Here is a 12,796-nt window from a genome sequence, read left to right on the forward strand (position 1 = left end):
CCGTACCTGACCGATGTTGTTCGCTTGTGGACGGGAAAGATCGTGCCGTCCGTGAGGGGAGGCGCGGGCGTGTCGTGCGCCTCCGCGTCTCAGGCGACCGTGAGGCCGTTCGCCCGACCGCCGGACGGTTCACCCGGATGCGCCGTGTCCAGCGCCTCCCGGATGCCCGTCGCCACCGCCGGGTGCACCGGCAGCGCCAGGTGCCCCACACCGCTCACCCGCACGTTGACCGCCTTGAGGTCCGGGTGCTCGATGCACGCGTTCTCCAGCGGATCCATGATGTGGTCGAGGTCGCTCCAGAACGCCACGAAATGCGTACGGCACCCGGGCGCGGGCCGGGCGAGCTCCTCCAGCACCGGGGAGCCCGGACGCATCTGCCGCACGATCGGATGGGCGTTGGCCAGCGGCGCCACCCGCGTGCCGGAGTGCGGGGTGCCGAGCGTGACCAGCGTCCGCACCCTCCGGTCGCCGCCCAGCCGCTGCACGTAGTACCGCGCGATCAGCCCGCCGAGGCTGTGTCCCACCACGTCCACCCGCTCGCTCCCCGTGCGCTCGCACACCTGCTCGACATGGCGTCCGAGCAACTCGGCCGCCGTGCGGATGTCGCAGGTCAGCGGGGAGTAGTTCAGCGACTCGATCTGCTGCCGGCCGTGCTGGGCCAGGCTGCGGCGCAGCAGGACGAAGACCGAGCGGTTGTCGATGAAGCCGTGCAGCAGCACGACCGGCGGCTTGGCCTCCGTCGGCAGCTGCGCCGTCCCCTCCGGGGCGGTCAGTGCGGAACGGTCGGGGCCGCGCCGCTCCTGGATGATGCCGGCGGGATAGAGGAGGACATGGCCCGCCAGGATCGCCAGCTCCAGTGCGGTCGCCTTCAGCAGGCTCACGGAGAGATCCGCCAGCCGGGCCGGCAGGAGGCGCCGGCAGAGGGGCAGGAACGGAAGAGCTGCCTGGGTGACCTTCATGGCCGACCTCCTGTCGGCACGCGAAGGGACAGCCTCGTCCCCCGTGTGCCCTCGTGGAATGGCGCTCCGAGTGCGGTCGACGGTGCGCGCCGGTGAAGCGCGGACGGTGCGCGGTGGTGGGTCGACCTCGAGGCGCATCCCTTATGCGCATGTTCCCACTGTTGTCCGTGTGTCGCACGAGCACTCGGCTGCGGGGCCGGGCCCGGGAACGCTGCGCGACGGACGTGTCCCACCGTGTGATTTCCCCCTCCCTGTGCACCGTGAAACTGCCGGTTGCGGGATGCTGGAGATAACGTTCGTTCACTTCTACGGCCGGTTCGGGCCGGGGAATCCGTGCGATGTGTGCGGTACTGGTCGATACGGATGGATGTAGTCGCTTCATGGAGGCAGTGATGGGTGTGGCAGCCGGTCCGATCCGCGTGGTGGTGGCCAAGCCGGGGCTCGACGGCCACGATCGCGGGGCCAAGGTCATCGCGCGGGCCCTGCGCGACGCCGGTATGGAGGTGATCTACACCGGGCTCCACCAGACCCCCGAGCAGATCGTCGACACCGCGATCCAGGAGGACGCCGACGCGATCGGCCTGTCCATCCTCTCGGGCGCGCACAACACGCTCTTCGCGAAGGTCATCGACCTGCTGAAGGAGCGGGACGCGGAGGACATCCTCGTCTTCGGCGGCGGCATCATCCCCGAGGCGGACATCCCGCCGCTGAAGGAGAAGGGCGTCGCGGAGATCTTCACGCCGGGCGCGACCACGGCGTCCATCGTGGACTGGGTACGGGCGAACGTCCGGCAGCCCGCGGAGGCATAGACGCGGGGGCGCTGCGGCGGGCGGGCGGTGTTGCTCCGCCGGGGCGCCCGAGGCGGGCGGGACGGGGGCGTCCGGTGCCGATGGAGCGAGGGCGTCGGGTGTCGGGGCGGCCGGGGCGGCGCGTGTCTGCGCGGCGAGGGCCGCGGGCGCCGGTGCCGCCGGTGTCCGCCGTGCGGGAGTTGCTGCCCGCGTGACGGCGGGCGGCGGGATGCCGGTCTCCGGGCGTCGGCGCTGAGGGCGCCGTCCGCCGGCGTGTGGGCCGCCGCCCCGTCCGGCTCCGGCGGTGGGCCGGGAGGTGGCCGGGTCGACCGGTCCGGTCAGGGAGCCGGCTCCTCCGGAGCCAGTTCCGCCAGCATCGCGCCGCGCAGCCGCAACGTGGTCACCAGGCGCTGGAACGCCTCCGACCAGTAGCTCGTGGCGCCGGGCGCCGCGTCCTCCGGCTCGTCCGGTATCGCCAGCAGCGCGTCCAGACGGCTCGCCTCGGACGGGTCGAGGCAGCGCTCGGCCAGGCCCATGACTCCGCTGAAACTCCATGGATAACTCCCTGCGTCCCGCGCGATGTTGAGCGCGTCGACCACGGCCCGCCCGAGCGGCGGGGCCCAGGGCACCGCACACACCCCGAGCAGCTGGAACGCCTCGGACAGGCCGTGCGTCTCGATGAACCCGGCCACCCACACCGCCCGTTCACCGGCGTCCAGGGTGGCCAGCAGCCGGGCGCGCTCGGCCAGGGACACCGCCCCGGGACCGCCCGCCTCCGGCGCGGACGGCTCCCCGAGCAGCGCGCGCGACCAGGCCGCGTCCCGCTGCCGCACCGCCGCCCGGCACCAGGCCGCGTGCAGCTCGCCCTGCCAGCCGTCGGCGACCGGCAGCGCCACGATCGCCTCCGGGGTACGCCCGCCGAGCCGCCCCGGCCAGGTGCCGAGCGGCGTCGCCTCCACCAACTGCCCCAGCCACCACGACCGTTCACCGCGGCCGGTCGGCGCCTTGGCCGCCACGCCGTCCCTCTCCATCGCCGCGTCGCACTCGTGCGGAGCCTCCACGACGATCGTCGGCACGTCCCGCGTACGGTCCACCGCCACGCACGCGGCCGCCCGCACCGCCATCCGCGCGGCCAGCGCCGACGCGGGCAGCGCCGACAGCAGCTCGGCCGCCGTCGCCCGTACGTTGCGGCTGCGGTCGGCCAGCGCCCGCTCCAGGAAGGGCTCGTCGTCCGGGCCGAGTCCGGCGCGCAGGGAGTCCAGGAACATCAGCCGGTCCTCGGCCCGCTCCGTCGCCCACGTCTCCTCCAGCAGGGCGCGCGCGGCGGCCGCGTCGCGGGAGCGCAGGGCGGTGAGCAGCGTGACCCGCTCGGCGAAGAGGCCCTCCTGCCAGAGCCGCCGTATGCCCTGAGGGTCGCGGAGGTCCGGCGCCGAGGGGCCGCCGCCGGGGGCCGCGCGCAGGGCGAACCGCCAGTCCGGGTTGAGCCGGGCCAGCCACAGCGCGCGCGGGCCCGCGAACCGCCCGCGCGGCGTCGAGCAGGCGGGGAGGTGGGCGGGGCGCCGCGTAGCCGTGGGCGTCGCCGCCTGGAGCCACTGCGCAGCAGCTCCATCAGGTCCGGGACGCCCCGCGCCGCCGCGGACGCGCCGGACGGTCGGCGAGCAGCACCGCGAGCCTGCGTGCGGCGGCGGCGGCAGCGGAGGCCGCGGGTCTCGGGGGCGGGCGCAGCCGCTCGCGGCCGCGCGGCGCAGCCCGCCCGCGCCGTACGGTCGCCGCGGCGACCGCGTCGAGCAGGGCCGACGGCGCCCGCGGTCCGGGCGCCGCGCCCGGCGGGGTGCGCCGGTCGGTGCCCAGCAGAGCCGTGGTCACCAGCTCCTCCCAGTGGTCCGGGAGGGACGCGGCCACGGTGGCGGTCGTCCTGCTCATGAGCTTCCTCTCCGACGGGGGTCCCGGTGCGGTCGAAGCCTCACGCGCACCGAGTGTCCAGCGATGTCCGAAAGATGCACGGGGGTGGCGGGGCCGGTGTGGGGCGAGTGAGGAAAGTGGCTGGTCAGCACAGGATCACCGGCTCTCCCGGACCCTGCGGCCAGGCCGCCAGGGGAGTGAATCCCCGGGGGCCGCACTCGCCGAAGACACGGACCGGGGCGCCTCCGGACAGGGCGACCAGCCGCCACAGCCCCGGGCGGGACCGGGCCGCCGCACCGACCGGCAGGGCGTGGTCCTCGTCGGCGTCGGCCAGCTGCCAGCCGTCACCGTCCGGGACCGGCACCACCCGGTCCAGCGTCACCGGGACCGACTCCCGCCACGGGTCATCGCGCAGCGCGGCGCCGTAGCGGGCGAGCGCCCCGGACGTCGTCGTGCCCGGCGGGCGCACGGCCGTCGGCGCGGGCGCCCCGAACCGCCCGGTCAGCGCCATCCGCGGCTGCCCGGCGCCCGGATAAGGCGTCAGCTCGGCGTCGACGGCCAGCCCGGCCGGGAGCGTCAGGTCGGGGGAGCGGCCGGCGGCGCCATAAGAGAGGAGCAGTGCCGTACGGCCGGACGTCGTGCCGTGCAGCCATATGCGACGGGTGGTCAGGCGGCCGTCGGAGGTGTCGTACTGGGCGAGGACCAGCCAGTCGTCGCGGAGCGCGGGTCCGACCGGCGACGCGGTCAGGCCGACACGGGAACGCACCGTCGCGGCGAGCGGCTCGGGCAGCCGGTCGCGCCGCAGCCACGCCTGGGCCAGGAGATGGAGCAGGGCGCACTCCTCCAACAGGCGTACGGGAGCGTCGGCGCCGGTGCTCGCGAGCGAGCCCAACTCCCGCGCCTTGCCCGCCAGTCCCGGAGCCTGCGCGTCGACCATGCGGGCGGCGGTCTCCTCCCACAGGGCGGGACCGGACTGCCCGGCGGAGATCAGCCCGCCGCGCAGGAGGTCGGCCAGGCGCTGCTCCAGCTCGGTGGCCCCCGCCGTGATCCGCTCCGCCCGGCGTCCGGCCCGGCGCAGGGCGGCGGGGGACGCGGGCGGAGGGGGAGCGGACGCTTCACCCCCCGCTGTGCCGGACGCGGGCTCGCCCAGCCGCTCCGACGCTGCGTCAAGTGCCGCTGCCCGCATTTGCGTCACGGTCCGGCGTCCCCCCTGATCAGTCATGTCTTCGACGGTAGGTCCCGCCACTGACAGTCGGGGTCGTCAGGGCATTTGTGCAGGTCGGGGGCGATTGTCAGTGGGGTGGTGCACGGTGGGTGACAGATCCGAACCGGCCGAGCTGGAGGGGGGACCCAGCCATGTCTGTGTCCGCAGAACCGACGTCCGTCGACCCGCGGCGGAACGGCTCCGTGCCCGCGGACACCGGCGCCGCGAGGACGGACACCCTGCGTCCGCACGCCGAGCACGCCTTCGCGGACGAACTGACCGCGCTGGCCGCCCAGGACGACCGCCCGCGCCCGGCCCGCTGGCGTCTGTCGCCGTGGGCCGTCGCCACTTACCTTCTCGGCGGGACGCTGCCGGACGGCACGGTGATCACTCCCAAGTACGTGGGCCCGCGCCGGGTCGTGGAGGTCGCGGTGACCACCCTCGCCACCGACCGCGCCCTCCTGCTGCTCGGCGTGCCCGGCACGGCCAAGACCTGGGTCTCCGAGCATCTCGCCGCCGCCGTCAGCGGCGACTCGACGCTGCTCGTGCAGGGCACGGCCGGCACCCCGGAGGAGGCCATCCGCTACGGCTGGAACTACGCCCGGCTGCTCGCCCACGGCCCCAGCCGCGACGCCCTCGTCCCCAGCCCGGTGATGCGGGCGATGGCCGAGGGCAGGACGGCCCGTGTCGAGGAGCTGACCCGGATCCCGGCCGACGTCCAGGACTCCCTGATCACGATCCTGTCCGAGAAGACGCTGCCGATACCTGAGCTCGGGCAGGAGGTGCAGGCCGTCCGCGGCTTCAACCTGATCGCCACGGCCAACGACCGCGACCGCGGCGTCAACGAACTGTCCAGCGCCCTGCGCAGGCGGTTCAACACGGTGGTGCTGCCGCTGCCCGAGACACCGGAGGCGGAGGTCGACATCGTCACGCGCCGCGTGGAGCAGATCGGGCGGTCGCTCGACCTGCCGGCCGTGCCCGACGGCGTCGACGAGATCCGCCGGGTCGTCACCGTCTTCCGTGAGCTGCGCGACGGCGTGACCGCCGACGGGCGGACGAAGCTCAAGTCCCCCAGCGGCACGCTGTCGACGGCCGAGGCGATCTCGGTCGTCACGGGCGGGCTGGCCCTCGCCGCCCACTTCGGCGACGGCGTGCTGCGGGCCGGCGACGTCGCCGCGGGCGTGCTCGGGGCGGTCGTCCGCGACCCGGCGGCGGACCGGGTCGTCTGGCAGGAGTACCTGGAGACCGTCGTCCGCGAGCGCGACGGCTGGTCGGACTTCTACCGGGCCTGCCGCGAGGCCGGCGTATGAACGGAGGTCAGGCACAGGACACCGGCCGGCCGCTGCTGCTCGGCGTGCGGCATCACGGGCCCGGGTCGGCGCGGGCCGTGCGCGCCGCGCTGGAGGCGTCCCGGCCGCGCGTCGTGCTCATCGAGGGCCCGCCCGAGGCCGATCCGCTGATCCCGCTGGCCGCGGCGGAGGACATGCGCCCGCCGGTCGCCCTGCTCGCCCATGCCGTGGACGAGCCCGGCCGCTCGGCGTTCTGGCCGCTCGCCGCGTTCTCCCCGGAGTGGGTCGCGCTCCGCTGGGCGCTGGAGCAAGGGGTGCCCGCCCGCTTCATCGACCTGCCGGCCACCCACACGCTCGCCGGGGAGCGGGACGAGGAGGACGAGAAGGAGGACACACGAGGGGAGGACGTCCCGGACGAGGACGTGCGGATCGATCCGCTGGGGGTGCTCGCCGACACCGCCGGGTACGACGACGCCGAGCGCTGGTGGGAGGACGTCGTCGAACACCGGGGCGCGGGAAAGGGGGACGCGCTCGCGCCGTTCACCGCCCTGGAGGAGGCCATGACGGCGCTACGGGAGACGTACGGCAGCGGCGGGCACGGGCGGGACGAGGTCCGTGAGGCCCATATGCGGCTGCGGATACGGGACGCGCAGCGGGAGTTCGGCGGCGGCGTGGCCGTGGTCTGCGGGGCGTGGCACGTGCCGGCGCTGCGGCGGCGTACGGGCGTGACGGCCGACCGGGCGCTGCTCAAGGGGCTGCCGAAGGTGAAGACGGACGTGACGTGGGTGCCGTGGACGCACCGCAGGCTGTCCCGGGCCGGCGGGTACGGGGCGGGCATCGCCTCGCCCGGGTGGTACGCGCACCTGTTCGCCGCCCCGGACCGGCCGGTCGAGCGGTGGCTGACCAAGGTCGCAGGGCTGCTGCGGGCCGAGGACCGGCCCGTGTCGCCCGGACATGTCATCGAGGCGGTGCGGCTCGCGGAGACCCTGGCCGCGCTGCGCGGACGGCCGCTGCCCGGCCTGGGCGAGGCCACCGACGCCGTACGGGCGGTGATGTGCGACGGCTCCGACGTGCCGCTGGCGCTGGTGCGCGACCGGCTGGTCGTCGGCGACGTGCTGGGGGAGGTGCCGGACACGGTGCCCGCGGTGCCGTTGCAGCGGGACCTGGAGCGGACGCGGCGCCGGCTGCGGCTCAGACCCGAGGCGGACGAGCGGGAGCTGGACCTCGACCTGCGCGAGGAGACCGGCGCGGAGCGCAGCCGGCTGCTGCACCGGCTGCGGCTGCTCGGCATCGACTGGGGACGCCCGGCCGTCCCGCGCTCCGGCACCGGCACCTTCCGCGAGACCTGGCGGCTGCGCTGGGAGCCCGAACTGGCCGTGCGCACCGCCGAGGCGGGGGTGTGGGGGACGACCGTGCCGGCCGCCGCGACCGCCAAGGCGGAGGCGGACGCGATCGCCGCGCGCGGCCTCGCCGACGTCACCGCTCTCGCGGAGCACTGCCTGCTGGCCGCCCTGCCCGACGCCCTGCCGGTGGTGATGCGCGTCCTCGCCGACCGTGCCGCCCTCGACACCGACGTCGCCCACCTCGCGCAGGCGCTGCCCGCCCTGGTCCGCTCGCTGCGCTACGGCGACGTCCGTGGCACCGGCACGGCCGCCCTCGCCGAGGTCGCCGCGGGTCTCGCCGAGCGGGTCTTCGTCGGACTGCCCCCGGCCTGCGCCGGGCTGGACGCCGACGCGGCCGAGGAGATGCGGAGCCATGTCGACGCGGTGCACGGCGCGCTGGGCCTGCTCGGTGACATACCCGCAGCGCGCGGCGGGAGGCTGCGCGCCCGCTGGCGGGCCGTGCTGCGGACGCTGTCCGCACGGGACACCGTGCCGGGGGTGCTGCGCGGGCGGGCCGTGCGGCTCCTGCTCGACGAGGGCGAGCTGCCGCAGGACGAGGCGGCGCGGCTCATGGGCCTCGTGCTGTCACCGGGCACGCCCCCGGCGGACGCGGCCGCGTGGATCGAGGGGTTCGTCGGCGGCTCCGGCGGCGGGCTGCTGCTGGTGCACGACGAGCGGCTGTTCGGCCTGGTCGACCGGTGGCTGACGGCGGTCCCGGCGGAGGCGTTCACCGATGTGCTGCCGCTGCTGCGGCGGACGTTCTCCGCGTACGAACCCGGGGTGCGGCGCACGCTCGGTGAACTGGTCCGCCGTGGACCGGGACGGCACGACCGCACGGACAACGCGGCGGCCGGGGCGCCCGGCTTCGGACCGGGTGTGGACGAGTCGCGGGCGGACGCCGTCCTGCCGGTGCTGCGGCTGCTGCTGGGGCCTGACGGTGACGGGGAAACACACGGGGAGCGGACGGAGGTGCGGCGATGACGGAGGACGCGGCGGGGGAGCGGCTGCGCCGGTGGCGGCTCGTGCTCGGCGGCGACACGGCCGACGGCACCGGACACGCGTTGTCCGGGCAGGACGCCGCGATCGACGACGCCCTCACCGCCCTCTACGGCAAGGACGACACCCCCACGAGGGGGCGCGAACGGGCGGGCGGGCTCGGGGCGTCGGCGCCGTCGGTGGCGCGCTGGCTCGGCGACATCCGCACGTACTTCCCCACCTCCGTCGTCCAGGTCATGCAGCGCGACGCCATCGACCGGCTCGGCCTGGGCACGCTGCTGCTGGAGCCCGAGATGCTGGAGGCGGTCGAGGCGGACGTGCACCTCGTCGGCACGCTGCTCTCCCTCACCAAGGCGATGCCCGAGACGACGAGGGAGACGGCACGGCAGGTCGTGCGCAAGGTCGTCGAGGACCTGGAGCGGCGGCTCGCCACCCGCACCCGGGCCACCCTCACCGGCGCCGTCGACCGCAGCGCCCGCGTCCGCCGTCCCCGCCACCACGACATCGACTGGAACCGCACCGTCGCCGCCAACCTCCGGCACTACCTGCCCGAGCACGGCACGGTCGTGCCCGAGCGGCTCGTCGGCCACGGGCGCGCCTCGCGGTCGGTGAAGAAGGAGGTCGTGCTCTGCGTGGACCAGTCGGGGTCGATGGCGTCGTCGGTGGTGTACGCCTCGGTGTTCGGGGCGGTCCTCGCGTCGATGCGGGCGGTCGCCACGCGGCTCGTCGTGTTCGACACGGAGGTCGTCGACCTGACCGAGCGTCTGGACGACCCGGTCGACGTCCTCTTCGCCACCCGGCTCGGCGGCGGCACGGACATCAACCGGGCCCTCGCGTACTGCCAGTCGCGCATCACCCGGCCCGCCGACACGGTCGTCGTGCTGATCAGCGACCTCTACGAAGGGGGGATACGCGACGAGATGCTGAAGCGGGTGGCGGCGATCAAGGCGTCCGGCGCGCAGTTCGTGTCGCTGCTCGCCCTCTCCGACGAGGGCGCGCCCGCATACGACAGGGAGCACGCGGCGGCCCTCGCGGCGCTGGGCGCTCCGGCGTTCGCCTGCACCCCCGACCTGTTCCCGGAGGTGATGGCGGCGGCGATCGAGAAACGGCCGCTGCCGATACCCGACGCCGGGGCCGCCGGACCGGACTCCCCGCTTTGAAAACGGACATGAGTGCGCATCGGTGACACGGGGGTTGCGGAACTGAGGGCGTCGCGTGCAAGGATCGGGGGCGTTCGATCGAGGACCCGTGAAGGTGTCCGGTGGTCCCCGCAGTCCTGAGAGGGAACGCCCTGTCGACCTGGTCAGCAACAGCCGTGCCCGAGGCCGCCGCGTGCGTGGTGCGCGCCGCGGCCCGCAGGCGTGCGGTTCGGCTGGCTCTGGTGGTGGGGGCGGTGTTCGCCCTGGGGGTGCTGTTCGGGGAGCAGGCCGAGGCCGCGGACGGCCGGCCGGCCGTCGGAGGGGTTGTGCGGGTCGACGCCGGGGGCGTCCGGTCCGTGCTGGGCGGCCTCACGGCGGCGGGTGACGGGCCTGCGGCCCGGAAGACGGCCGGGAGCGAGGGGCGCCTCGCGAACGAGCGAGGGTCGCAGTCGGCCGCGCAGCCCCCGGCCGAGTCCGGAACGCGGCACGCAGAGACGCGGGTGACGCACGCGGACGGTGAGCTGGGCTCGCGGTCCGGTCGGCAGGCCGTGGCCGAGTCGGGCTCGCGGTCCGTGGGCGCGCTGGGCACGGTGTCCGGCGGCGAGCGAGCGGCGTCCGGCCAGGGCGCGCTCCCCCGGGCCGAGTCCGGTGCGCGGTCGGCGAAGCAGCCGGGCTTGCCGTCCCTCGGCGAGGCGGTGCGTGGCGCCGGCGAGCGCGTGGGACGGCCCGTCGTCGAGCGGGTTGTGCAATCCGTGGTGAGACCGTCGGCCCCCGTGGAGGCGCCTCTCGAGCGCGTCGTCCGGCCCGTCGGCCGGCTGGTCCATGACGTGACCCAGGAGCTGGGCACCATCGCCTCCACCCTGCCCGCCGTATCGCTCCCCGTGCTGGAGCAGCCCACCGCGCTGCCGCCTCAGGTGCTGCCGGGGCTTCCCACCCTGCCGACGACGCTCCCCGCGCCGGCGGGAGTCCCCGCACAGCTCCTGCCCGCTGCCGACGCCCCCGCCGCCCGCGCCGGTCAGGCGCCCGCGCCCCCGCCGGCCCCGGCAGACATCTCCGCCGTACCCGCACAGGCGGCCACGGCCCCGACCCTCCGTAGCCACCCGCAACCGCCCCCCGTCCCCCCGCCCCCGGGCGGTCACCGGCGACCCCCGCACGCCCCAGCGCCCCCCCCCACCCCCACGGCGGGGGAGAGCGACGGCCCCCTCGGCAGCCGGTCCTCCGCGGACCCGGGCACCGCCCGGCACGCCGACGCCGGTGCCGTGCCCGCCGCTCACCGGGCCCTGCCCCGGCTCCTGCCGGGCGCCGCCGCGCCCGCGGAGACGCCCCGCACGCGCGAGCACAGCCGGGACGTCCACGTCCCGCCCGCCTAGGCCGTACGGCGAGCCCTCCGCGCAGGCGCGCGCAGCCGTCCGTACGGACACAAGCCACCTCCCGGCCGATACCGCCGGGTTCCGGCCGTCCCGGTGTTCTCCGGCGCGCACCCGCCTGTCACCCGTTACTGACTCACGGGTAACAAAGGACTCCGCGGGGCATGGGACCCGGACAGCCGAAATCCGTCGGTTCGTCGGGCCGCGACCTCGCGGAGGGGAGGCCGGCCGCCATTGGGGAATGGAGGCCGGCCGCCCCGCAACCCCGGACCACGGGCGTCACCGTCCCGTCCGGGTTGTTCGGCAGGGCCTCACCGGGCCAGCCCCAGCCCGGTGAGGCCCCTCACGCGCGGCACGGGGTGCCGGAGAAGCCGACATCATGTGACAGGTATCACCGCTCACGTGTGACTCGCGATTTAGAGGCTCCCCCCATGCGGCGATAACCTGCGAGACGGACATGCCGCGCGCTCGGACACCGTGTGCGCCTCCCTTGTGACAGAGCGGACGTCACGTTGCCCTTCGCGGCACGCCCACGCATCCAACGAACCGCGAGATCACTGATAGGGACGGAAGCGCGTGGACCTGTTCGAGTACCAGGCGAGGGACCTCTTCGCCAAGCACGATGTACCGGTGCTGGCCGGTGAAGTCATCGACACGCCTGAGGCGGCCCGCGCAGCCACTGAGCGTCTCGGTGGCAAGTCCGTCGTCAAGGCCCAGGTGAAGGTCGGCGGCCGCGGCAAGGCCGGCGGCGTGAAGCTGGCCGCCACCCCCGACGAGGCCGTCGCCCGCGCGACGGACATCCTCGGCATGGACATCAAGGGCCACACGGTCCACAAGGTGATGATCGCCGAGACGGCCCCGGAGATCCTGGAGGAGTACTACGTCTCCTTCCTCCTCGACCGTGCCAACCGCACCTTCCTCTCCATCGCGTCCGTCGAGGGCGGCATGGAGATCGAGGAGGTGGCGGCCACCCGCCCGGAGGCCGTCGCCAAGATCGCGATCGACGCCATCGACGGCGTGGACGAGGCCAAGGCCCGCGAGATCGTCGAGGCCGCCAAGTTCCCGGCCGAGGTCGCGGACAAGGTCGCCAACGTCCTGATCAAGCTGTGGGACACCTTCATCAAGTCGGACGCCCTCCTCGTCGAGGTCAACCCGCTGGCGAAGGTCGCCTCCGGCGAGGTCATCGCCCTGGACGGCAAGGTGTCGCTCGACGACAACGCCGAGTTCCGTCACCCCGAGTACGAGGAGCTCCAGGACAAGGCCGCGGCGAACCCGCTCGAGGCCGCCGCCAAGGAGAAGAACCTCAACTACGTCAAGCTCGACGGCGAGGTCGGCATCATCGGCAACGGCGCGGGTCTCGTCATGAGCACCCTGGACGTCGTCGCGTACGCCGGTGAGAAGCACGGCAACGTCAAGCCGGCCAACTTCCTGGACATCGGCGGTGGCGCTTCCGCCCAGGTCATGGCCAACGGTCTTGAGATCATCCTCGGCGACCCGGACGTCAAGTCCGTCTTCGTCAACGTCTTCGGCGGCATCACCGCCTGCGACGAGGTCGCCAACGGCATCGTCCAGGCCCTGAAGCTGCTGGAGGACCGCGGCGAGAAGGTCGAGAAGCCGCTCGTCGTGCGCCTCGACGGCAACAACGCCGAGCTCGGCCGGCAGATCCTCACCGACGCCAACCACCCGCTGGTGCAGCGCGTCGACACCATGGACGGCGCGGCCGACAAGGCCGCCGAGCTGGCCAACGCCGCCAAGTAAGCACTCAGGACG

Annotated in this window: 10 protein-coding genes; 6 read left to right on the top strand and 4 right to left on the bottom strand. The window is 74.8% G+C overall.

Annotated elements, in window-relative coordinates; all coding sequences use genetic code 11:
* Positions 1-89: 89 nt before the first annotated feature.
* Positions 90-959, bottom strand: a complete 870-nt coding sequence (locus tag AY578_RS20235; RefSeq protein ID WP_136239824.1) for an esterase/lipase family protein — start codon at positions 957-959, stop codon at positions 90-92.
* Between the two features lie 392 nt (positions 960-1,351).
* On the opposite strand from AY578_RS20235, the gene AY578_RS20240 reads away from it, so the two are divergent.
* Positions 1,352-1,768 carry a coenzyme B12-dependent isobutyryl CoA mutase small subunit gene (locus tag AY578_RS20240; protein ID WP_019527893.1) on the top strand — a complete coding sequence of 139 codons (417 nt, stop codon included), beginning with the start codon at positions 1,352-1,354 and terminating at the stop codon, positions 1,766-1,768.
* Positions 1,769-2,085: 317 nt separating this feature from the next.
* Here the strand turns inward: AY578_RS20240 and AY578_RS20245 are convergent, their stop codons facing one another.
* The 3 genes from AY578_RS20245 to AY578_RS20250 all read right to left on the bottom strand — a co-directional run bounded on the left by AY578_RS20245 (position 2,086) and on the right by AY578_RS20250 (position 4,835).
* Complete coding sequence (locus tag AY578_RS20245; protein ID WP_475360442.1) at positions 2,086-3,441, bottom strand: DUF5691 domain-containing protein; 1,356 nt, start codon at positions 3,439-3,441, stop codon at positions 2,086-2,088.
* Positions 3,356-3,670, bottom strand: coding sequence for a hypothetical protein (locus AY578_RS34275; RefSeq protein WP_475360438.1), 315 nt, complete (start codon positions 3,668-3,670; stop codon positions 3,356-3,358). The genes AY578_RS20245 and AY578_RS34275 overlap by 86 nt, the downstream gene beginning before the upstream one ends.
* Positions 3,671-3,794: 124 nt before the next feature.
* Positions 3,795-4,835: an SWIM zinc finger family protein gene (locus AY578_RS20250; RefSeq protein WP_258903685.1), complete on the bottom strand. Its 1,041-nt coding sequence runs from the start codon at positions 4,833-4,835 to the stop codon at positions 3,795-3,797.
* A 170-nt stretch (positions 4,836-5,005) separates the two neighbouring features.
* Here AY578_RS20250 and AY578_RS20255 point away from each other — a divergent pair, with 170 nt between their 5' ends.
* The 5 genes from AY578_RS20255 (at position 5,006) to sucC (ending at position 12,784) form a co-directional block, all read left to right on the top strand.
* Positions 5,006-6,163, top strand: coding sequence for an ATP-binding protein (locus AY578_RS20255; protein WP_026244285.1), 1,158 nt, complete (start codon positions 5,006-5,008; stop codon positions 6,161-6,163).
* Positions 6,160-8,505 (top strand): DUF5682 family protein, encoded by a 2,346-nt coding sequence (locus tag AY578_RS20260; RefSeq protein ID WP_258903688.1) that lies wholly within the window; start codon positions 6,160-6,162, stop codon positions 8,503-8,505. Before AY578_RS20255 ends, AY578_RS20260 begins: the two co-directional genes overlap by 4 nt.
* Positions 8,502-9,680 carry a VWA domain-containing protein gene (locus tag AY578_RS20265; RefSeq protein ID WP_258903689.1) on the top strand — a complete coding sequence of 393 codons (1,179 nt, stop codon included), beginning with the start codon at positions 8,502-8,504 and terminating at the stop codon, positions 9,678-9,680. Before AY578_RS20260 ends, AY578_RS20265 begins: the two co-directional genes overlap by 4 nt.
* A gap of 101 nt (positions 9,681-9,781) precedes the next feature.
* The gene (locus AY578_RS20270) at positions 9,782-11,029 is read left to right on the top strand and encodes a hypothetical protein (RefSeq protein WP_258903691.1); all 1,248 of its coding nucleotides are present in this window, start codon (positions 9,782-9,784) and stop codon (positions 11,027-11,029) included.
* A gap of 573 nt (positions 11,030-11,602) precedes the next feature.
* Positions 11,603-12,784: an ADP-forming succinate--CoA ligase subunit beta gene (gene sucC, locus AY578_RS20275; RefSeq protein ID WP_028960203.1), complete on the top strand. Its 1,182-nt coding sequence runs from the start codon at positions 11,603-11,605 to the stop codon at positions 12,782-12,784.
* The last annotated feature ends 12 nt before the right edge of the window (positions 12,785-12,796 follow it).

The organism is Streptomyces thermocarboxydus, assembly GCF_024760485.1.
Taxonomy (GTDB): Bacteria; Actinomycetota; Actinomycetes; order Streptomycetales; family Streptomycetaceae; genus Streptomyces; species Streptomyces cellulosae.

What these genes read in the sequence shown, in the direction of transcription:
- AY578_RS20235 (WP_136239824.1), bottom strand. Translation starts at nt 959, where the DNA reads ATGAAGGTCACCCAGGCAGCTCTTCCGTTCCTGCCCCTCTGCCGGCGC.
- AY578_RS20240 (WP_019527893.1), top strand. Translation starts at nt 1,352, where the DNA reads ATGGGTGTGGCAGCCGGTCCGATCCGCGTGGTGGTGGCCAAGCCGGGG.
- AY578_RS34275 (WP_475360438.1), bottom strand. Translation starts at nt 3,670, where the DNA reads ATGAGCAGGACGACCGCCACCGTGGCCGCGTCCCTCCCGGACCACTGG.
- AY578_RS20250 (WP_258903685.1), bottom strand. Translation starts at nt 4,835, where the DNA reads ATGCGGGCAGCGGCACTTGACGCAGCGTCGGAGCGGCTGGGCGAGCCC.
- AY578_RS20255 (WP_026244285.1), top strand. Translation starts at nt 5,006, where the DNA reads ATGTCTGTGTCCGCAGAACCGACGTCCGTCGACCCGCGGCGGAACGGC.
- AY578_RS20260 (WP_258903688.1), top strand. Translation starts at nt 6,160, where the DNA reads ATGAACGGAGGTCAGGCACAGGACACCGGCCGGCCGCTGCTGCTCGGC.
- AY578_RS20265 (WP_258903689.1), top strand. Translation starts at nt 8,502, where the DNA reads ATGACGGAGGACGCGGCGGGGGAGCGGCTGCGCCGGTGGCGGCTCGTG.